Genomic DNA, 20,518 nt, shown 5'->3' with positions numbered 1-20,518 from the left:
TGTGTTGTGCGGGTGCGAGGGAGATCAGGCAAACTGGCGCAGGAAGCGCAGGTCGTTGTCGAAGAACAGCCGCAGGTCGTTGACGCCATAACGCAACATCGCCAGGCGCTCGGCGCCCATGCCGAAGGCAAAACCGGTGTAGCGCTCGGCGTCGATGCCGGAGTGGCGGAACACCTCGGGGTGCACCATGCCGCAGCCCATCACCTCCAGCCAGCCGCTATGGGAGCAGACCCGACAACCCTCGCCCGAGCACATCACGCACTGGATATCGACCTCGGCGGAGGGCTCGGTGAACGGAAAATAGGAGGGACGGAAGCGGACGGAGAGGTCGTCACGCTCGAAGAAGGCGTGAAGGAAGTCCTCGATGGTGCCCTTGAGGTCGGCGAAGCTGACGTCCTCATCCACCAGCAGCCCCTCTACCTGGTGGAACATGGGGGTGTGGGTCAGATCGGAGTCACTGCGGTAGACGCGCCCCGGGCAGACGATGCGGATCGGCAGCTTGCCCTCCTTCATGGTGCGCACCTGGACCGGCGAGGTGTGGGTGCGCAGCAGGCGGGTGGCATCGAAATAGAAGGTATCTGCCATGCCCCGCGCCGGGTGGTGCGCCGGGATATTGAGCGCTTCGAAGTTGTGGTAATCGTCCTCGATCTCCGGGCCCACCGCCACGTCGTAGCCGATGCGGGTAAAGAGTCCCTCGATACGCTCCAGGGTGCGCGTCACCGGATGCAGCCCGCCGCTGGGCTGGCCGCGGCCCGGCAGGGTCACGTCGAGCCGTTCGGCGGACAGCCGATTCTCCAGGGCCGCCTTCTCCAGGGCCCCACGGCGACTCTCCAGTTCCTCGGCCAGCGCCTGCTTGGCCTGATTGATACGCTCACCGGCGGCCGGACGCTCGGCGGCAGACAGCTTGCCGAGCCCCTTGAGCAACGCAGTGATCTCGCCCTTCTTGCCGAGGTAGCGCACGCGCAGCTCCTCCAGGGCCGGAATGGTCTCGGCAGCCTGGATCGCCTGGCGGGCTTCGGTGACCAGAGTGGGAAGGTGATCCATCCGTTGCGCTCCGAATTCGAGTATCAGTCTTGAAGAAAAAAGGGGAAGAGCGGCTGCTCTTCCCCTTGCAACGTCAACGGCTGCTCGACCAGAGCCGAACCGCCGCAGATGACGCGGTCACTTACTGGGCAGCCTTGGCCTTCTCGACGATGGCAGCGAAGGCGGCCTTCTCGTTCACGGCCAGGTCCGCGAGGACCTTGCGGTCGATCTCGATGCCGGCCTTCTTCAGGCCGCCCACGAAGCGGCTGTAGGACAGGCCGTGCTGCCGCGCACCGGCGTTGATACGCTGGATCCACAGGGCGCGGAACTGGCGCTTGCGATTGCGGCGATCGCGGTAGGCGTACTGGCCGGCCTTGATGACGGCCTGCTTGGCAACGCGGAACACGCGGCTGCGGGCACCGTAGTAGCCCTTGGCCTGCTTGAGAATCTTCTTGTGACGACGACGGGCGACAACGCCACGCTTGACACGAGTCATAGCTTACTCCTGACGAAAAAAGGGTCTACCAAGGGTTACAGGTTAGGCAGCATCCGCTGGATGAGCGCCTTGTCGGCGTCATGGATCTGCTTCATCCCACGCAGCTGACGCTTACGCTTGGTGGACTTCTTGGTCAGGATGTGGCTACGGAACGACTGCTTGTGCTTGAAGCCGTTGGCCGTCTTCTTGAAGCGCTTGGCGGCGCCACGGTTGGTCTTGATCTTCGGCATGGAAGAACACTCCATTACGAGGTTTATTCAGAAAACCCGGGGCCGACGGTGGATGCTGACACCCACTGCCCGTTGGACCGGCCGCCGGATCACTTTTTCTCTACTGCTTACTGCTTTTTCTTGGGGGCAATGATCATGATCATCTGGCGCCCTTCCATCTTCGGGAAGGACTCCACGATCCCGATCTCCTCGAGATCGGCGGCGATCCGTTCCATCAGCTTGCGGCCGAGGTCCTGATGCGCCATCTCACGACCGCGGAAACGCAGCGTGACCTTGCCCTTGTCGCCCCCTTCGAGGAAACGGATCAGGTTCTTCATCTTGACCTGATAGTCACCCTCGTCGGTGCCAGGCCGGAACTTGACTTCCTTGACCTGAATCTGCTTCGTCTTCTTCTTCTGAGCGGACTTCTGCTTCTTTTGCTCGAAGACGAACTTGCCGTAGTCCATGATCTTGCAGACGATCGGATCGGCATTGGATATCTGTACGAGGTCCATTCCCGAGGCTTCGGCGCGCTCCAGAGCTTCACTGGTGGGCACGACGCCCAGCTGCTCGCCGTCGGCATCAATCAGGCGAACCTGATCCTCGGTAATACGCTCGTTCATCGGGGGGCGCTTATCCTGGACGCGCCCTCTTGGGTTGCTTCGCTTGATCGCTCAGTCTCCTTAAGACGATTGACGTTGTCGTCAGCCGAGTTCGGCGTTCAGACGCTCGATGAGGTCATCGACCCGCATTGTGCCTAGATCCTCGCCGGTACGCGTACGCACGGCCACCGAGTCGGCCTCGACTTCCTTATCTCCCACCACGAGGAGATAGGGAACCTTCTGCAACGTATGCTCACGGATTTTAAAGCCGATCTTCTCGTTCCTCAAGTCCGCCTTGACGCGAAGGCCGATTTTCTGCAGCCGTTGCTCGAGATCGAGCACGAAATCGCGCTGAGCATCGGTGATATTGAGGATCACCGCCTGCTGCGGCGCCAGCCACAGCGGCATGGCCCCGGCATAGTGCTCGATGAGGATGCCGAGGAAGCGCTCGAAGGAGCCCAGGATCGCGCGGTGCAGCATCACCGGGGTCTTGCGGGCGCCGTCCTCGTCGACGAACTGGGCGCCGAGGCGGCCCGGCAGGTTGAAGTCCAGCTGCAGGGTGCCGCACTGCCAGACGCGATTGAGGCAGTCGCGCAGGGAGAACTCGATCTTGGGGCCGTAGAAGGCGCCCTCGCCCGGCTGCAGCTCCCACTCGAGACCGGTGGCATTGAGCGCCGCCTCGAGGCCCGCCTCGGCGCGGTCCCACATCTCCGGCTCACCGAGGAAGTCATCGGGGCGCGTGGAGAGCTTGAGCTCCACCTCATCGAAGCCCAGTTCCTTGTAGACCTTGAGGGTCAAGGCGATGAAGTCTTCGGCCTCGGCCTGGATCTGCTTCTCGGTGCAGAAGATGTGGGCGTCGTCCTGAGTGAAGGCGCGCACCCGCATCAGGCCATGCAGGGAGCCGGAGGGCTCGTTGCGATGGCAGCTGCCGAACTCGGCCAGGCGCAGCGGCAGGTCCCGGTAGCTCTTCAGGCCCTGGTTGAACACCTGCACGTGGCAGGGGCAGTTCATCGGCTTCACCGCGTAGTCGCGCTTCTCGGACTCGGTGGTGAACATCAGCTCGCTGTAGTGCCCCCAGTGGCCGGACTTCTTCCACAGCGAGAGATCCACCACCTGGGGCGTCTTGATCTCCTGGTAGCCGTTCTCGATCTGCACCCGGCGCATGTACTGCTCCAGCGCCTGGTACATGGTCCAGCCGTTGGGGTGCCAGAAGACCATGCCCGGGGCCTCCTCCTGGAGGTGGAAGAGGTCCATCTTCCGGGCCAGCTTGCGATGGTCGCGTTTCTCGGCCTCCTCGAGGCGCTTGAGATAGGCCTTGAGCTGCTTCTTGTCGGGCCAGGCGGTGCCGTAGATGCGGGTCAGCATCGGCTTGCTGGCGTCGCCGCGCCAGTAGGCGCCGGCCAGCTTGGTGAGCTTGAAGGCCTTCAGGTGCCGAGTATTGGGCACATGGGGGCCCCGGCACATGTCGGTATATTCTTCATGGTGGTAGAGACGAATGGACTCCCCTTCCGGGATATCGCGCACGATCTCCTGCTTGTAGGGCTCGTCGCGGTGCAGGAAGGCCAGCATCGCGCGGTCGCGATCGACATACTCACGAACCACGTCGTAGTCCCGCTCGATCAGCTCCCTCATGCGCATCTCGATCGCCTCGAGGTCGTCGGGGGTCACCGACCGGCCAAAGTCGATATCGTAGTAGAAGCCGTCATCGATCACCGGGCCGATGGCCATCTTGGCCTCGGGGTAGAGCTGCTTGACGGCATGACCGATCAGGTGGGCGCAGGAGTGACGGATCACCTCCAGGCCCTCGGCGTCACGGGCGGTGAGGATGGCCACCTCGGCGTCGCGCTCGATCAGGTCGGCGGCATCCACCGGCACGCCGTCGATCTTGCCGGCCACACAGGCCTTGGCAAGCCCGGGGCCGATCTCCTCGGCCAGCTGCATCACGGTGATCGGGGTATCGAAGGTTCTCTGACTGCCGTCGGGCAGGGTAACGATGGGCATGAAGGGGGTCCTTGTGCGCAGTGGTGGCCCATACGAAAGACCACATGTCGCGGTAAACAGGGTAAGAAAGGGCGGGCACTACCATACCAGAGTCGAGGCTCGTCACGCCACCGAGCGGCCGCCAACAGGGCACAGGACTAACCGATCATTCGGAAGGCCGAGCGCTCCGCGAGCAGAATGCAGCAGGGGCGCCCGAAGGCGCCCCTGCTGAGCGGGCGATGACTCGCCCGGGTCACGACGGTCGGTTACTGACGGTCGATCTCGACGCGACGGTTAAGGGCCCGGCCCTCGTCGGTCTCGTTGGTAGCAACCGGACGCTGCTCACCGTAGCCCACGGCGATCATGCGGTCACCGGCAACACCCTGGCTGGCCAGGTAGCTGCGCACGGAGTTGGCACGACGCTCGGAGAGGCCCTGGTTGTACTGGGCGGAGCCGACGGAGTCGGTATGACCCTCGATGCGGATGCGCACGTCGGTGTGCTCGCGCAGGCGACGGGCAACTTCGTCCAGGGTCATTTCGGCCTGGGGACGCAGCTCATCGGAGTCAAACGCGAAGTTGACCTCGCTGGAGAGGGTCACCGGCTCGAAGTCCGGCACGGGCTCGGGCTCGGGCGCCGGCATCGGCTCGGGCTCGGCCACCGGGGCCGGGGTACGGTCGGCACACAGCAGGGCGCCGATAGCGGCACCGGCAAAGGCACCGGTGGCGGCACCTTCCTCTTCATCGGAGCTGCCGCTGGTGGCGTAGCCGATGCTGCCGCCGATCAGGCTGCCAGCGATGCCGCAGGTCACCGGCTGCTGGTACCACGGACGGTCGGACGAGGGGTTGGTGTTAGGGGTAGCACAGCCCGCCAGGCCGACCACCAGGGCAGAACCGAGCAGCAAGCCAGTCGTGGATTTCTTCATGGTGAAACTCCTTGTCTTTTTTTCTTGCTTGATTCCAGGACAGGCAGCGTGTGCAACACCTTCCCAGATGATCCCGACGATTGGGCGCCGCGGAGTCAGTTCCACCGCGTCCGTCCCAAACCTGCCATGCAGCGAAAGCTACCTCGACAGGACTCGACACGAACACAGCTTGCAGCAGCTCGAGCGGTCTTTCAATCACCATGTTATGAACTTAGCAGAGTGATACAGTATACGCACAGCGTTCGAAAATATCCGAGCACTATCTCTGTCTGAGATTCAGGGCAAGCTGTCGATTCAATGCAGGCTTCCCGGCCAATTGCGCCTGAATTCCAGTACCGCGCCGGCCGCAACGAGCACCGCCTCTCGCAGTTCCTCTTCAACGGCGAATCGTTCTCGATCCTCCTTGAAACGTTCCTTGGGTGTCAGCGCCTTGCGCGCCTCGTGAGTATGGAGATGGCGAGTACGAGCGTGCACCTCGCCGAAGGGCCGAAAGGTGTCGCGCTCCATCAGCCGTGGATCGAGGATTTCCAGCAGCACCTTGCAGCGCCAGGCACCCTCGGTCACATCCACCTGCTCCTGCAGGAGTGACGAGGCCACCATCTCCAGATTCTCGAGGCAGTTGTCGCGGGCGCGACGCTCCTCCTCCTCACGGAAGGCCTGGCGGCGGCGGACCTCCCGGCGAAGCGTGTAGGCGTAAGCAGCAAGGCCAGCGATGATCACCAGGCCAATGCCGATAAGGACAAGCGCAGTGGTTGTCGTCATCAGGGATCTCAGGGTTAGGTTACGGATTGTGGCTTTAGGAACAATGACTGTAGAACCTGTGTACAAGTTTCATTATACCAATGGTTTCGTCTCATCCCAAACCGCCTGGCGCGACACGGCGGCCAGGCGCTCCCTCCACGCCGGCACCGCACAGGCGATGAAGTGGCCATTGACCAGGCTCTCGCCCTGCTGGCAGCGCAGCGGGTCCAGCGTCTCGGCGGCGAGCACCGCCCCCCCCGCCGCTTCAAGCACCGCCTGGCCGGCAGCGGTATCCCACTCGCAGGTCGGGGAAAAACGCGGATAGAGATCGGCCCGACCCTCGGCGATGCGACAGAACTTCACCGAGCTGCCGCAGCGGGAAAGCTGCGCCCCGGGAATCGCCGCGATCCACTCCCGAGTGGCGGCATCCAGATGGGCCCGACTGGCCAGTATTCTTGGCGGCCAGCGCGGTGCCACGCGAAGCGGTGCGACGTGAATCGTCTGGCGCTCACTTTCCTGCCAGCGCCAGGCCCCCTCCTCGACGGTGCCGGCCCAGCTGGTGCCCAAGGCCGGCGCATGCACCACCCCAAGCACCGGCCTGCCCGCCTCGATCAGCGCTACATTGACGGTAAAGTCATCGAAGCCATCGACGAACTCACGGGTGCCATCCAGCGGATCGAGCAGCCAGAAGCGTCGCCACTTCTGGCGCTCGGCCCAGGGCACCACGCGCCCCTCCTCGGAGAGAATCGGCAGCGTCGAACAGGCCGCTAGGCCCTCCACCAGGATCTCGTTGGCGGCAAGGTCTGCGGCCGTCACCGGTGAGGCGTCGTCCTTGGAATCGACCCGAAAGCCCGCCTTGCGCACCGCCAGGATGGCACGGCCCGCCTGTTCACAGAGGTTGACCAGATCCTTCAGATCCGCAGGAACATCATATGGGGTCATGCCAGGCTCCCGGAATTACGGCGAAGGTTGGCGTCGAAAGGCGCTACGAAAATTGGGCTGGAGACAACAGGATTCGGGCCAACGAATAGTCCCTTCCAAGGATGGGGGTCTCTGCTGGACGACAACAACAGGTATTAGACTAAAGGCGCATAAAAGACATCTGACGATCTTCTACAACTTAAGTATCATTCCGCGTCGTTTTGCACCCGCTGGGTGCCCCTCCTGCCGATGGAGACATGCATGCAGACGAGTCCCGACGTTCCCAAGAAGACACCCGGGCCCTCCGGTCCCGGCCGCTTCGGCCTGTGGCTGGGCCCCGCCCTGCTGCTGGCCACCCTGATCCTGCCGCCACCTGCAGGGATGAACGAAGCCGCCTGGGCCTGCGTGGGGATGGCCCTGCTGATGGCCACCTGGTGGTCCACCGAGGCCGTGCCCATTCCGGTCACCTCGCTGCTGCCGATGTTACTGGTTCCTGCACTCGGGCTCGGCACCCTGGGGGAGGCCACCGGCAGCTACGCCAACCCGATCATCTACCTGTTCCTGGGCGGTTTCCTGCTCGGTATCGCGATGCAGCGCTGGAACCTGCATCGCCGCCTGGCGCTGCACGTGCTCCAGCTGGTGGGGCATCAGCCCCGTCGGCAGATCGGCGGGTTCATGATCGCCACCGGCTTCCTGAGCATGTGGGTCTCCAACACCGCTACCGCGATCATGATGCTGCCCATCGGGATGTCGGTCATCAGCCTGCTCGGCGACAGCGACCCCGCCGAAGTCAAGCGCTATGCCACCGCCCTGCTGCTGGCTATCGCCTATTCCGCCAGCATCGGTGGTGTGGCGACCCTGATCGGCACACCCCCCAACGCCCTGCTGGCCGGCTACCTGGCAGAGGATCGCGGCATCGATATCGGCTTCGCCCAGTGGATGGTCATCGGGCTGCCCATCAGTATCGCCATGATGGTCGCCGCCTGGTGGTGGCTGACCCGCGGCGGCTTCCACCTGGACGCCGGCGAGGACAGCGCCAGCATGGTGAGCAACGAGCTGACCAAGCTCGGCCCGATGACCACCGCCGAAACCCGTGTGGCGACCATCTTCTCCCTGGCGGCGGTGGCCTGGGTGGTGCGCCCACTGCTCAATGACCTGGGCCTGAGCTGGCTCTCCGATACCGGCGTCGCCATCACCGCCGGCGTGGTGCTCTTCCTGGTACCCAGCGGCCGTGGCGACGGCGAGCGGCTGATGATCTGGGAAGAGGCCCAGAAGCTGCCCTGGGGCATCCTGCTGCTGTTCGGCGGCGGCCTGGCCCTGGCCGGCACCATCACCCGCACCGGACTGGCCAGCTGGATCGCCGAGCAGCTGGCCATCTTCGGCACCTTCCCGCTGTTGGCCATGATCGCCGTGGTGGTGCTGGTGATCATCTTCCTGACCGAGGTGACCTCCAACACCGCCACCGCGGCGGCCTTCCTACCGCTGCTGGGCGCCCTGGCCCTGTCGCTGGACATCTCTCCGCTGCTGATCACCGTGCCCGCCGCCATCGCCGCCAGCTGCGCCTTCATGATGCCGGTGGCCACGCCACCCAACGCCATCGTCTTCGCCACGGGGCACATGAAGATCCAGTCGATGATCCGCGCCGGCTTCGCGCTCAACCTGATCAGCACGGTGCTGGTGACCTTGATGGCCTATTTCCTGGTGGTCACCTTCTGGTAGGCAGCCGCCCTGAAAAACGACGGCGCCCGGCCAAGGCCGGGCGCCGTCGTCCGTGCCTCGGCATCACCCCCACAGGGACCAGGCCATGGCGTAGTGGTCCAGCAGCAAGACCCCGAAGACTCCGAGGATATAGCGGATCGAGAACCAGAAGGCGGCCAGGGGGGCCTTTGGATCCTGACCACGCCATACCTTCCAGTTCCAGAACATGAAGCGGGCATTGAGCACCACCATGCCCATCAGGTAGAAGGCCCCGCTCATGCCGATGACGAAAGGCATCAGGGTCACCGCCACAGTCAGCCAGCCATAGAGCCACACCTGCAGGCGGGTGAAGGCTTCGCCGTGGGTCACCGGCAGCATCGGCACCCCGGCCCGGGCATATTCCTCGCGCTTGTGAAGCGCTAGCGCCCAGAAGTGCGGAGGCGTCCAGGCGAAGATGATCAGCAGGAGCAGCAGGGGCTCGGGCCCGACCTGGCCGGTCACCGCGGTCCACCCCAGCAGCGGCGGGGCCGCCCCGGCCACACCGCCGATCACGATGTTCTGGGGCGTGGCGTGCTTGAGAAAGGCGGTATAGACCAGCGCATAGCCGATCAGCGAGCCCAGAGTCAGCCAGGCGGTAAGCGCATTGACCTGCCAGGCCAGCAGGCCGATGCCCGCCACCGAAAGCAGGGTGGCCCAGATCAACGCCACTGCACTGGGCATGCGGCGGGACGCCAGCGGCCGACGCGAGGTGCGCAGCATCATGGCATCCAGGCGCCGGTCGACCACGTGGTTGAAGGCCGCGGCGCCTCCGGCGGCCAGCCCGATGCCAGCCAGCCCGAAGAACACAACGGCAAGCGATGGCAGCATGGGACGCGCCAGCGCCATGCCCACCAGGGCACACACCAGCATCACCACCACCACCCGCGGCTTGCACAGGGTCAGCAGGTCTCGCCAGCCCCAGCGGGCCGACTCCAGCGGCACGGACGCCGCCGTGCGAACTTGCGTCATCATGGCCTCAGACATGGACCCACTCCTTCTTGGTCGATTGTTGTAATGCTTGCGCCGCTTCGGATTCACGCCACACCCAGATCGCCAGGGCCATGGCAATGACCAGTACTACCGCCCCGGCAGTATGCAGCAGGGCCAGCCATAGTGGCAGCCACAGCAGCACGTTGGCGATGCCGAGGCCCAGCTGCACCACATAGAGGCCCATAAGGGTCCCCAGCCAGGGCCTCAGCCGCGCCTCATGCCAGTGGCGAATGACCAGCAGCAGCAGCACCAGCCCCAGCGCCAGGGCCCCCAGGCGATGGCCCATCTGGATCGCCGTGCGCGCATCGGCATGCAACTGCCCATGCAGGTAGTTGGGCCCCACGCTCTGAGTCAGGTGAAACCCCTCGCTCCAGTCCATGGCCGGCCACCACTGGCCGTTGCAGGTGGGAAACCCTTGGCAGGCGATACCGGCGTAGTTGCTGGAGACCCAGCCCCCCAGGGCAATCTGCGCCACCAGCAGTGCCACGGCGAGCCCCCAGAGTGCCGTCAGCGGACGCCGCGGCGGCGCTACGCCGCCAAATGTCAGCCTGCCGCCGGCGAAGCGGCGCAGTCTCAGATGCAGCCACAGGAACAGCAGCATCACCGACAGCCCCCCGAGCAGGTGGAGGGTCACCACCTGGGGCCACAGCTGGAGGGTCACGGTGAAGGCCCCGAAGGCCCCCTGCATCAGGATCACCGCCAGCAGAGCCAGGCTGACCCCCAAGGGGTAGTCGGGTCGACGACGCAGCGGCGCGCCCAGCACCACCAGGGCGATCACCAGAAGCCCCAGTGCCGAGGCCACGTAGCGATGCACCATCTCGACCCAGGCCTGAAAGGTCTCCAGCGGCGCCTCGGGCGTGTGGGCCATGGCTCGGGATTCATCGGGCACCACCAGGCGACCGTAGCAACCCGGCCAGTCCGGGCATCCCAGGCCGGCATCCACCAGCCGCGTGAACACCCCCACCAGAATCACCGCCACGGTGAAGACCACCCCCACCAGGCTAAGAACCATAAGCCATCGCAGGCGGCGCCGAGACTCTCCATTCGTCATTGCCTTCATCACTGTCTTCCCTATCGTCCCGCCAGCCCGGGTTCTTCCCGACGCAGCACCTCGGGGTTCATGCGCAGCAGGCGATTGACATCATCGAGTACGTCGCGTGGCGACACCTCGGGCCCGTAAGCAAGCACCGGCAGGCCCTGGGGGTCCAGCACCCAGAGACGGTCGGGGGCGTGCCACACCGGTCTTTCGGTCCAGTTCGCCACCGCCTCGCCGGGCAGCGCGTCGGCGTCACCACCGACGCGCAGACGACTGACCCGCGGCGCCTCGCGACCCAGGGCCCGATGCAGGCGCCACCACTGATCGGCCAGAACCGCGCAGTCGCGGCTGCAGTCGAAGGCCAACACCCAGTCACCGGCCACGGCCGGGGCGAACTCACCCACCAGTGGCCAGGCCGACAGCGCCGGGATATCAGGCGCCAGGTCACCATGGGCGGTACGCTGCTCGGGTATACCGACCCGCCAGGTCACCATGGCCCAGGCCACCAGCAGCGGCAGTGCAAAGAGCGACACCAGTGCCAGGACCTTGAAGCGGGAAGCGCGTGCTCGAGAGGTCTGACTCATCACAAGCTCTCCTGCTTGTCTGTACGATAGGATTCTTCGGCATCGGTCGATCGCCGGTCACGCCCGAGGCGCCGACCACCGATCACCATCACCACCAGAGCGGCCAGCGCCAGTCCCCACCACTGCACCGCATAGCCCAGGTGTCGGCTGGGGGGCATCACGCTGGGGGTCCACCAGGGGGCCAGAAGGCCGGGGCCCTGCTCGAGATGCAGCCAGCCGTCATGGGCGAAGGGCATTTCCCACGCATCGAGCTGAATCCGCTGGAGGCGCTGCCCTTCGCGGTTGGGACCGAACAGCGGCGCCCCCTTGCCGGCTACCTGCCAACGCCCCTCCAGCGTCACACGCCCGGAGGGCGTAGCCACCTCGGGCGTCTCGCGGCCGGCGCCGCTGGCCAGGAAGCCACGCTGTACCAGCCATACGCGATCGTCGTCGGTGCGCAGCGGCGTCAGTGGCGCCACACCGTGACGCCCATCGAGAACCCGGTTATCGAGAAACAGGGTCAGCTCCGGCAGGTACTCGCCGCTCAAGGTCAGCCGGCTGCCATCCGGCGGCAGCTGGCGCGGCGCCTCGAGGTGCGGCGCCGCCTCGAGGGCCGCTAGGTAGTCGCGCTTCTCGGCGGCCCGCTCCCACTGCCACAGCCCGAGCCCCAGTCCCAGCAGCACCAGCGGCGCCCACAGCACCCACCAAAGGCGTTGCCGCCACGGTCCGCGACGGGCATGCTGAGAGGGAGAATCGTTCAAGGAGTGTTCCATGCTGCTCAAGGTCCTGATCGCGCTGGTATTCCTGGCCATGCTGGCGAGCCTTGCCGCCGGTGCCGGCTTCCTGCTTCGCGACGGCGCCAGCTCGCGCCGACTGCTGGTGTCACTCAAGGTTCGCGTCGCGATGGCTGCCACCCTGCTGGCACTGCTTTTATACGGCTTCTACACCGGCGGCCTCGCCGGCTGATCGTTTCCCCGGAAGACGCCGCCCGGGACGGCGGCGCACTGAAAGACCGGGGTGGGAAGCACGACCCTAGAAGACATAGACGAACAGGAACAGGCCGATCCACACCACGTCCACGAAGTGCCAGTACCAGCAGGCGGCCTCGAAACCGAAGTGGTTGTCGCTGGAGAAGTGGCCGCGCAACACACGCACCAGCATCACCGCCAGGATGGTGGCACCGATGATCACGTGGGCGCCGTGAAAGCCGGTGAGCAGGAAGAAGGTCGCTCCGTAGATCCCCGCCTCCAGGGTGATGCCATAGTGGACATAGGCCTCGTAGTATTCGACGCCCTGGATGGTGATGAAACTGATGGCCAGCAGGAGGGTGGCGAACAGCCAGTTGCGTGTGGTGTCACGGTGCCCCTCCTTCAGCCCCTCGTGGGCCACCGTCAGGGTGATGCTCGACGCCACCAGGATCAGGGTGTTGACCAGCGGCAGCTGCCAGGGGCTGAAAGTATCGCGGGGGCCGGCCACCGCCGTGTCTGGAGGGCTCATCAGCGGCCAGCTGGCGGTGAACTCCGGCCACAGCAGCGCCGCCACGCCCTTCGCCCCCTCGCCGTCGAGCCATGGCAGGGCGAAGGTGCGGATGTAGAACAGCGCCCCGAAGAAGGCTGCGAAGAACATCACCTCGGAGAAGATGAACCAGCCCATGCCCTGGCGGAAGGAACGGTCCATCTGGGCATCATAGAGCCCGCCACGGGACTCCTTCACCACATCGCGGAACCAGAACCCCATCACCGCCAGCACGGCGAGGAGGCCGAGCGTCATGATGGGAGTCCCACGGTCGTGCACCAGGACCATGCCGGTGCCGATCATCATCAGGCCCAGGGCCAGCGAGCCCAGGATCGGCCACTTGCTGGTTGACGGAACGTAGTAGCTACCACCGCTCATGCCTCATCTCCTTTGCCAGCAGTCGCCCGGGCCTGAAGCGGCGCCTCATCACGGGTGACGGGATACAGGGTATAGACCAGGGTTACGGTATTGACCTCGGGAGGCAGATCCCTGGACAACTGGAATACCAGCGGCAGTTCCAGGCGCTCGCCCGCCTCCAAGTGCTGCTCCTCGAAGCAGAAGCAGCTCACCTTGCGCAGGTGGCGCGTGGCGTTGGAGGGCGACACGCTGGGCACCGCCCGCCCCCAGGTGCCCTCGCTGCTGGCGTTATGGAAGGCAAACCCCACCTCGGTGCTCTGCCCCGGGTGGACACGAACCTGGCGGGTCTCCACCTCGAGGTTCCAGGGCAGCCCCGACCCGTTGCGGGTGATGAACTGCACCGTGACATAGCGCGAGTCGTCCACCCCCTCGTGCACGATGGCCTGGGCGGTGGTCTCCACCTTGCCGTTGATCCCGGTGACGCGGCAGAAGACGTCGTAGAGGGGCACCAGGGCGAAGGCAAAGGCGAACATGCCCACCAGGGTAGCCACCGAGCGCACCACCGTGCGGCGCACGCCGGGATTGGCCTCGGGCGTGCGGCGTTCGAACTCAGTCATGGATCACCTCCTGCGGCACTGTGCCGATTTCTGCTCAGTGCTCATGGCGCTGAAAGGTCGGCGGCGTCTCGAAGGTATGCAGCGGCGCCGGGCTCGGCACGCTCCACTCGAGATCCTCAGCACCTTCCCACGCCTTGGCCGGTGCCTTCTCGCCACCGCGCACGCAGAGGATCACCACGGCCACGAAGACCAGCTGAGAGGCACCGAACATGAAGGCCCCCAGGCTCGACACCAGGTTGAAATCGGCAAACTGGAGGGCGTAATCCGGGATTCGCCGTGGCATACCGGCAAGCCCAGCGAAGTGCATCGGGAAGAAGGTGAGATTGACACCGATCACCGACAGCCAGAAGTGCCACTGGGCCAGCTTCACGTTGGGATAGTGACCGGTCCACTTGGGCAGCCAGTAGTAGACCCCGGCCATGATCGCGAACACCGCCCCCGGCACCAGCACATAGTGGAAGTGCGCCACCACGAAGTAGGTGTCGTGATACTGGAAATCCGCCGGGGCGATGGCCAGCATCAGGCCGGAGAAGCCGCCGATGGTGAACAGCACCACGAAGGCCAGGGCGAACAGCATCGGTGGCTCGAAGGTAATGGAGCCGCGAAACAGGGTGGTGATCCAGTTGAACACCTTCACCCCGGTGGGCACCGCGATGATCATGGTGGTGTACATGAAGAACAGCTCAGCGGCCAGTGGCAGCCCCACCACGAACATGTGGTGCGCCCACACCAGGAAGGAGAGGATGGCGATGGAGGCCGTGGCGTAGACCATGGAGGCGTAACCGAAGAGCCGCTTGCGGGCGAAGGTCGGGATGATCGCCGAGACGATGCCGAAGGCCGGCAGGATCATGATGTAGACCTCGGGGTGCCCGAAGAACCAGAACAGGTGCTGGAACAGCACCGGATCACCGCCGCCGGCGGCATTGAAGAAGTGGGTGCCGAAGTTGATGTCCATCAGCATCATGGTGATCACCCCCGCCAGCACCGGCATTACCGCGATCAGCAGGAAGGCGGTGATCAACCAGGTCCAGACGAACAGCGGCATGTCCATCATCCGCATGCCCGGGGCGCGCATGTTGATGATGGTGGCGACGATGTTGATCGCACCAAGGATCGAGCTGATGCCGGCGATGTGCAGCGAGAGGATGAAGAAGGTGGTGGACGGCGGCGCATAGGTAGTGGAAAGCGGAGCGTAGAAGGTCCAGCCGAAGTTGGGACCGCCCCCCGGCATCAGCAGGGTGGAGAGCAGCAGCAGGAAGGCCACCGGAAGCAGCCAGAAGCTGAAGTTGTTCAGCCGTGGCAGGGCCATGTCGGGCGCGCCGATCTGCAGCGGGATCATCCAGTTGGCCAGCCCCGTGAAGGCCGGCATGACTGCCGCGAAGACCATGATCAGGCCATGCATGGTGGTCATCTGGTTGAAGAATTCCGGATTGACCAGTTGCAGTCCCGGCTGGAACAGCTCGGCACGAACCACCAGGGCGAAGATCCCGCCGATGAAGAACATGATCAGCGAGAAGATCAGGTAGAGACTACCGATCTCCTTGTGATTGGTGGTCAGCAGCCAGCGCAGGATGCCGCGCGGCGGCGCATGATGGGCGGATGCCTGGCCGCCGGCGGTAGCCGAGGTGCTCTGCTCGACGGGGTGATGCGGAGGCAGCTTGGGCGCCATCGTGAATCTCCCTGATCTGTCATTGTGCGGTTGTTGTTGTGCAGTTATTGGTTCGCCAACTTCTCGACCACCGCGGCAGGCTGAATAGCATCCCCGGTGTCGTTACCCCAGGCATTACGTGTCCAGGTGGTCACGGCGGCGAGCTCGACGGGGTTGAGGGTGCTGCGGAAGGCGGGCATCGCCGTTCCCGACACGCCGTTGAGAATGGTATTTAGGTGCCAGTCCGCGTCGTCGATCAACCGCTGGTTGCCTGCCAGCGCCGGGAAGGCCGGCGCAGCGCCCTGCCCTTCGGCCTGGTGGCAGGAGGCACAGATGCTGGCGTAGACCGTTTCGCCCCGCTCCATCAGCTCATCCAGGGCCCATTCGCGGTCGACGCCCATGGCCTCCTGCTCGGCCTCTTCCCTGCGCTCGGCAAGCCAGACCTCGAAATCCTCTTCCTCCATGGCATGCACCACGATGGGCATGAAGCCATGGTCCATGCCGCACAGCTCGGCGCACTGGCCACGATAGATGCCGGGCTCGTTGATACGCACCCAGTTCTCGTTGACGAAACCGGGAATGGTGTCCTGTTTGACAGCGAAATCCGGCACCCACCAGGAGTGGATGACGTCGTCGGAGGTCATCAGGAAGCGCACCTTGCGGTTGATGGGCAGCACCAGGGGGTTATCCACCTCGAGGAGATAGTGCTCATCGCGCGACTCTTCGCCGCGTATCTGGGCGCGGGGCGTGCTCATGCTGGAGTTGAAGGCGACCTCCTCGCCCAGGTACTCGTAGCGCCAGCGCCACTGCTGGCCGATGATCATCACATCGAGCTCGGCATCGGAGGCGTCGTACATCTTCTTTAGAGTCGCGGTGGCCGGCACCGCCATGCCCACCAGGATCAGCAGGGGAATGGCGGTCCACAGCACCTCCACCGTGGTGTTCTCATGGAAGTTGGCCGCCTCGGCGCCACGCGAGCGACGGAACTTGAACAGGGAATAGAACATCACCCCGAACACGACCACGCCGATGATCACGCAGATCCAGAAGATGATCATGTGCAGGGAGTGGATCTCGCGGCTCAGGTCGGTGACCCCTACCGGCATGTTCCAACCGCTGGCGACTGCAGCGGGCATCGACCCAAGCCCGATCAGACAGCCCACCATCCACACGAACGGCGTGCGCATCGGCTCCTCCTCTTTATTGTTGTCATTGCGGTTAACGCAACATTAGCTGTGTTTCCAAGCCAGTATACAGGGCCCTGCCGCGACAAACTGCCACAGATGCCCGGCGTACCAACGCCAGATTCAACGCGGCCACCCTCAGCGCGCGACCGAGATGGCCAGCGCTGCCACCCCGACGACGAAGATCAGCCCCATCACCAGGCCCACGACGATGAATGCCATTGGCCTGCCCTGCTTAAAATCCTCTCGGCGCTGCTGTTCCTTCTGCACACCGAAGAACGCCGCCAGCACCGACTTGATCACACCCCACATGGTCCAACTCCTTGTCTGCTTATCCGGGTCGCAGGGGCGGTGTGACAGGTATCATGAAAGCATGGCTCCTGCGGCACGACCCAGGCCACCTCAACTATACTCTAGATGCTAACTCTCAATTCCCCGCAGCGCGCCCCATGGGGCCCGCTTAGGAGGCGATCATGAAGACCAATCCCATCGGCATGGACACGGGCATGATGAATGCCAACCCCATGTTGGCCTGGTGGCAGGAACAGTGGATGAAGGGCGCCAACCCCATGGCGCAGATGCAAGCGGCCTGGATGGAAAGCCTGGCGGACGCGATGAAGTTCGAAGCACAGTTTCTCATGGCAATCGCCGAAACCGGCCAGGAGATGACCGAGTGCCTGCACAACGAGAAGCCCGCCACGGCCGAGGAGGTCCAGGCTTGCTATCAGAAACTCGTCAAGCAGGTAACCGATGCCCAGCATACGCGCATGGAACATGCCGCCCAGCTCAGCCATGATTTCCGCAAGCGGCTCTGGGAAGAGATCTGACTCCCCCGACTTCCCCCTCATAAGCCGAAGCGGCGCCATCTGGCGCCGCTCTCCTGTCGATCACCCTCCCAGGCCGAACAGCCGGATCAGCAACGGCAGGAGAAAGGCGGTAAGCAGACCGGTCAGCCCCATGGCCAGCCCCGAGAAGGCGCCGGCGACCGCCCCGATACGGGCAAAGGCCTGGGCGGTACCGAAGCCATGGGCGGCCAGGCCCAGGGTAAAGCCCTGAACGGCGGGGTCCTGTACCCTCAACAGCCGGAACACCCAGGGCGACAGCGCACAGCCAATGGAACCGGTCAGCAGCACCAGGCCGGCGGCAAGCGACGGGATCCCGCCGATCTGCTCGGCGATGCCCATGGCGATGGGCGAAGTCACCGAGCGCGGCGCCAGGGAGAGCACGGTCTCCGGCCGCGCACCCAGGGCCATGGCCAGCCCCAGGGTAGAGGCCACCGCGGTCACGATCCCCGTCATGCAGGCGATCAGCAGTGGGCCCAGCAGGCGCCGCACCCGTTCGCGATGATCGTAGAGCGGAATGGCCAGCGCCACGGTGGCGGGCCCCAGCAGGAAGTGGATGAACTGGGCACCCTCGAAGTAGGTGGGATAGTCCATGTCCACCAGCATCAGCAGCCCGATCAGCATGGCGATGGAGAGCGTGACGGGATGCAAAAGCGGGGTACCGCTCAACGCCCTGTTGATGCGCACCGCGAGGGCGAACACCAGCAGGGTCGCCAACAGCGAGAGCAGCGGACTGCCGGAGAGGTAGACCCACAGCTGGTCCAGATCGGCGACGTTCAAGAGCGACTCCCCCGCCGCCGGTTCAGGCGATCCAGCACCCAGGCCGTCACGCCCAGGGTCACCGCCGTGGAGAGCACCAGGGTGACCAGGATCGGCCACAAATCCTGGCCGATCAGCCGGAAGTGGACCATCAGCCCCACCCCCGCTGGCACGAACAGCAGCGTCAGGTAGCGCAGCAGCCCCTCGCCGGTCAGGCGCAGGCTGTCCGGCACCTTGCCGCGCACCATCAGCCCCGCCAGCAAGATCACCATGCCGAACACCGGACCCGGCACCGGCAACATCAGGCCGCGGGCCAGCAGTTCCCCCAGGAACTGGCAGATCAGCAGCACGCTCATCCCCATGATCAATGGCATTGCACCCGTTCTCCTGTCTGGGGAGCCAGCCCTGCCGACCCCGGTCGCCCTTTCGTTCCTTACCGCTCGTTCATGAAAGTCGTTCAGTGCGGCTTGTGGACCTCGTCATCGGACACCGGCACCGGCTGGACACCGGCATCGTCCAGGTCGGCCCAGGGCTCGCGGGGCGCCTCGGCCCGCTCGCCGGTACGCGCCGCATAGCGTTCGCGGTGCAGCGCCTTGAGCAGCCCAGCGATCATCAGCATGATCACCACCGAGAACGGCAGGGCCGCCATGATCACCGCCGCCTGCAGGGTCTCCAGACCGCCGGCCGTCAGCAGCACCGCGGTCAACAGACCCAGCACCGCCCCCCAAAAGATGCGGTGAAAGGTCGGCGGCTCCGGATCCCCTCCGGAGAGAATGGTATTGATCACCAGGGTGCCGGCGTTGGCCGAGGTGATCAGGTAGGTGGCGATCAGCACCACCAGCGCCAAGGAGACGACCTGCCCCGCCACGCCCAGCCCCATCGCCTCGATGGTGGCGAACAGCGCCGTGGCCACGTCCCGATCCACCGCGGCCACGATGCCGCCCACGCCGAACAGCTCGTGGTAGAGAGCCGTGCCGCCGAACAGTCCGATCCACACCACGGTGATCATCGTGGGCACCAGCAGCACCCCCATCACGAACTCGCGAAAGGTGCGGCCGCGGGAGACCCGGGCGATGAACATGCCCACGAAAGGGGACCAGGCCAGCCACCAGCCCCAGAAGAACACCGTCCACTCTGCCTGCCAGCCATCGTCTCGGGTGGCGTTGGTGTGGAAGGTCATCCCCATCAGGTTCTGGATGTAGTCGCCGGCGGACTCGATGGTGATGGCGATCAGGTACTGGGTCGGCCCGAACAGCAGCAGGAACACCACCACCGCGATGCTCAGCCAGAAGTTGGCTTCCGAGAGCAGCCGCACCCCCTTCTTCACGCCGGATACCACCGAAATGGTCGCCACGGACATGATCACCGCCGTCACGGCCAGCTGCAGCCACACCGAGCTCTCCAGGCCGAACAGCGCTCCCAGCCCCGCGTTCATCTGCTGCACGCCCAGCCCCAGGGTGGTGGCGATCCCGAACACGGTGCCGAACACCGCCAGCACGTCCACCGCATCCCCCAGCCCCCCTTCCACTCGCTTGCCGAACAGCGGCTGAAGGCAGGAGCGGATGGTCAACGGCAGCTTCCAGCGATAGCTGAAGTAGGCCAGCACCAGCGCCACGAAGGAGAAGATCGCCCAGCCGTTAAGGCCCCAGTGGAAGTAGGTCAGGCGCATGGCGACCCGAGCGGCATCCGGCGTCATCCCCTCGGCGATGAAGGGGTTGCCCTGGAACTGCAGGATCGGCTGGGCCACCGCCCAGAACAGGATGCCCACCCCCGTTCCCGCGGCGAACAGCATCGAAACCCAGGAGAAGAAGGCGAACTCCGGCTGCTCGAAGTCACCGCCCAGGCGCACGTTCTTGAAGCGCCCCGTGCCCAGCCACACCATGAACAGCAGCAGGAAGGCCACCAGCAGCACGTAATACCATTCGAGGAAGGGATCCAGCACCCCGCGGGCGGCGCCCAGCCCCGCGGCCAGGCGCTCGGTGAAGAAGGCGCCGTAGACCAGTGCCACCGCCACCACCAGGATGGTGACCAGGGTGACGCGTGGGTTCATGCCCTTCAGCAGCCCGCGCTGCGCCTGTCCGTACATGTCCTCTCCGAGCCGATATCATCGAGTGAGCGAGCAACGCCGCCCGTCAGCCTCCCCATGATAGAGCATCGCCTGCGCTTACCCCAGCGGCCGGCGCGCCAAGCGATTGAAACGGAAGTGCAAAAGGGGCTTTCCATTTGCCCGAGAACGCGCTAGTATACGCCTCGTTCTCGGGGGACAGGCCACACGGCCAAAAAGCCGAAAACAGAGTCGGAGCGTGGCGCAGCTTGGTAGCGCGTTGCAATGGGGTTGCAAAGGTCGCAGGTTCGAATCCTGTCGCTCCGACCAC

General features: G+C 64.8%; 23 protein-coding genes and 1 tRNA gene. 4 read left to right on the top strand and 20 right to left on the bottom strand.

Going from position 1 to position 20,518, the window contains the following annotated elements; genetic code table 11:
- Positions 1-24: 24 nt before the first annotated feature.
- From pheS to cysQ, 8 genes are all read right to left on the bottom strand, one after another.
- Positions 25-1,044 carry a phenylalanine--tRNA ligase subunit alpha gene (pheS, locus tag IBX53_RS02140; RefSeq protein ID WP_290904643.1) on the bottom strand — a complete coding sequence of 340 codons (1,020 nt, stop codon included), beginning with the start codon at positions 1,042-1,044 and terminating at the stop codon, positions 25-27.
- Positions 1,045-1,165: 121 nt separating this feature from the next.
- Entirely contained in the window at positions 1,166-1,519 is a 354-nt protein-coding gene (gene rplT / locus IBX53_RS02135) for a 50S ribosomal protein L20 (protein WP_290785858.1), read from the bottom strand.
- Between the two features lie 35 nt (positions 1,520-1,554).
- Entirely contained in the window at positions 1,555-1,749 is a 195-nt protein-coding gene (gene rpmI / locus IBX53_RS02130) for a 50S ribosomal protein L35 (RefSeq protein WP_290785855.1), read from the bottom strand.
- A gap of 107 nt (positions 1,750-1,856) precedes the next feature.
- Positions 1,857-2,399, bottom strand: a complete 543-nt coding sequence (gene infC / locus IBX53_RS02125) for a translation initiation factor IF-3 (RefSeq protein WP_290904682.1) — start codon at positions 2,397-2,399, stop codon at positions 1,857-1,859.
- Positions 2,400-2,432: 33 nt separating this feature from the next.
- Positions 2,433-4,331, bottom strand: coding sequence for a threonine--tRNA ligase (gene thrS / locus IBX53_RS02120; protein WP_290904640.1), 1,899 nt, complete (start codon positions 4,329-4,331; stop codon positions 2,433-2,435).
- Positions 4,332-4,576: 245 nt separating this feature from the next.
- On the bottom strand, positions 4,577-5,233 hold the full coding sequence (locus tag IBX53_RS02115) for an OmpA family protein (protein ID WP_290904637.1): 657 nt from the start codon (positions 5,231-5,233) through the stop codon (positions 4,577-4,579).
- A gap of 294 nt (positions 5,234-5,527) precedes the next feature.
- Entirely contained in the window at positions 5,528-5,995 is a 468-nt protein-coding gene (locus IBX53_RS02110) for a DUF2489 domain-containing protein (RefSeq protein ID WP_290904634.1), read from the bottom strand.
- Positions 5,996-6,067: 72 nt separating this feature from the next.
- Positions 6,068-6,916, bottom strand: coding sequence for a 3'(2'),5'-bisphosphate nucleotidase CysQ (gene cysQ / locus IBX53_RS02105; protein ID WP_290904631.1), 849 nt, complete (start codon positions 6,914-6,916; stop codon positions 6,068-6,070).
- Positions 6,917-7,156: 240 nt separating this feature from the next.
- Here cysQ and IBX53_RS02100 point away from each other — a divergent pair, with 240 nt between their 5' ends.
- Positions 7,157-8,614: a DASS family sodium-coupled anion symporter gene (locus IBX53_RS02100; RefSeq protein ID WP_290904627.1), complete on the top strand. Its 1,458-nt coding sequence runs from the start codon at positions 7,157-7,159 to the stop codon at positions 8,612-8,614.
- Positions 8,615-8,677: 63 nt separating this feature from the next.
- Here the strand turns inward: IBX53_RS02100 and cyoE are convergent, their stop codons facing one another.
- From cyoE to IBX53_RS02080, 4 genes are read right to left on the bottom strand one after another with little or no spacing between them, the layout of a single operon-like run.
- Positions 8,678-9,616, bottom strand: a complete 939-nt coding sequence (gene cyoE / locus IBX53_RS02095; protein WP_290904624.1) for a heme o synthase — start codon at positions 9,614-9,616, stop codon at positions 8,678-8,680.
- A complete protein-coding gene (locus IBX53_RS02090) occupies positions 9,609-10,634 on the bottom strand; it encodes a heme A synthase (protein ID WP_290904621.1) in 1,026 nt (341 codons plus the stop codon). Before IBX53_RS02090 ends, cyoE begins: the two co-directional genes overlap by 8 nt.
- Positions 10,635-10,693: 59 nt before the next feature.
- Positions 10,694-11,242 carry a hypothetical protein gene (locus IBX53_RS02085; protein ID WP_290904618.1) on the bottom strand — a complete coding sequence of 183 codons (549 nt, stop codon included), beginning with the start codon at positions 11,240-11,242 and terminating at the stop codon, positions 10,694-10,696.
- On the bottom strand, positions 11,242-11,982 hold the full coding sequence (locus IBX53_RS02080; protein WP_290904616.1) for an SURF1 family protein: 741 nt from the start codon (positions 11,980-11,982) through the stop codon (positions 11,242-11,244). The genes IBX53_RS02085 and IBX53_RS02080 overlap by 1 nt, the downstream gene beginning before the upstream one ends.
- Positions 11,983-11,992: 10 nt before the next feature.
- Here IBX53_RS02080 and IBX53_RS02075 point away from each other — a divergent pair, with 10 nt between their 5' ends.
- Positions 11,993-12,187, top strand: a complete 195-nt coding sequence (locus IBX53_RS02075; protein WP_290904613.1) for a DUF2909 family protein — start codon at positions 11,993-11,995, stop codon at positions 12,185-12,187.
- A 66-nt stretch (positions 12,188-12,253) separates the two neighbouring features.
- Here IBX53_RS02075 and IBX53_RS02070 read toward each other — a convergent pair whose 3' ends face one another.
- The 5 genes from IBX53_RS02070 to IBX53_RS02050 form a co-directional block, all read right to left on the bottom strand.
- Entirely contained in the window at positions 12,254-13,114 is an 861-nt protein-coding gene (locus IBX53_RS02070) for a cytochrome c oxidase subunit 3 (protein ID WP_290904609.1), read from the bottom strand.
- Positions 13,111-13,710, bottom strand: coding sequence for a cytochrome c oxidase assembly protein (locus tag IBX53_RS02065; RefSeq protein WP_290904606.1), 600 nt, complete (start codon positions 13,708-13,710; stop codon positions 13,111-13,113). Before IBX53_RS02065 ends, IBX53_RS02070 begins: the two co-directional genes overlap by 4 nt.
- A gap of 34 nt (positions 13,711-13,744) precedes the next feature.
- On the bottom strand, positions 13,745-15,379 hold the full coding sequence (gene ctaD / locus IBX53_RS02060) for a cytochrome c oxidase subunit I (protein ID WP_290904603.1): 1,635 nt from the start codon (positions 15,377-15,379) through the stop codon (positions 13,745-13,747).
- 44 nt (positions 15,380-15,423) lie between these two features.
- Positions 15,424-16,545, bottom strand: a complete 1,122-nt coding sequence (gene coxB / locus IBX53_RS02055) for a cytochrome c oxidase subunit II (protein WP_290904600.1) — start codon at positions 16,543-16,545, stop codon at positions 15,424-15,426.
- A gap of 135 nt (positions 16,546-16,680) precedes the next feature.
- On the bottom strand, positions 16,681-16,854 hold the full coding sequence (locus IBX53_RS02050) for a DUF2970 domain-containing protein (RefSeq protein WP_290904597.1): 174 nt from the start codon (positions 16,852-16,854) through the stop codon (positions 16,681-16,683).
- Between the two features lie 161 nt (positions 16,855-17,015).
- Here IBX53_RS02050 and IBX53_RS02045 point away from each other — a divergent pair, with 161 nt between their 5' ends.
- Positions 17,016-17,369 carry a hypothetical protein gene (locus IBX53_RS02045; RefSeq protein WP_290904594.1) on the top strand — a complete coding sequence of 118 codons (354 nt, stop codon included), beginning with the start codon at positions 17,016-17,018 and terminating at the stop codon, positions 17,367-17,369.
- A gap of 60 nt (positions 17,370-17,429) precedes the next feature.
- Here IBX53_RS02045 and IBX53_RS02040 read toward each other — a convergent pair whose 3' ends face one another.
- From IBX53_RS02040 to IBX53_RS02030, 3 genes are all read right to left on the bottom strand, one after another.
- Complete coding sequence (locus IBX53_RS02040) at positions 17,430-18,164, bottom strand: LrgB family protein (protein WP_290904591.1); 735 nt, start codon at positions 18,162-18,164, stop codon at positions 17,430-17,432.
- Positions 18,161-18,517, bottom strand: a complete 357-nt coding sequence (locus tag IBX53_RS02035; RefSeq protein ID WP_290904588.1) for a CidA/LrgA family protein — start codon at positions 18,515-18,517, stop codon at positions 18,161-18,163. Before IBX53_RS02035 ends, IBX53_RS02040 begins: the two co-directional genes overlap by 4 nt.
- A gap of 83 nt (positions 18,518-18,600) precedes the next feature.
- The gene (locus IBX53_RS02030; RefSeq protein WP_290904584.1) at positions 18,601-20,229 is read right to left on the bottom strand and encodes a BCCT family transporter; all 1,629 of its coding nucleotides are present in this window, start codon (positions 20,227-20,229) and stop codon (positions 18,601-18,603) included.
- A 211-nt stretch (positions 20,230-20,440) separates the two neighbouring features.
- Between IBX53_RS02030 and IBX53_RS02025 the strand changes: the two genes are divergently transcribed.
- A tRNA-Pro gene (locus IBX53_RS02025) sits at positions 20,441-20,517 on the top strand.
- The last annotated feature ends 1 nt before the right edge of the window (position 20,518 follow it).

The organism is Halomonas sp. (assembly GCF_014859505.1).
Taxonomy (GTDB): Bacteria; Pseudomonadota; Gammaproteobacteria; order Pseudomonadales; family Halomonadaceae; genus Halomonas.
Note: the sequence above shows the minus strand (reverse complement) of the source record. Positions and strands in the feature narration are given on the sequence as shown.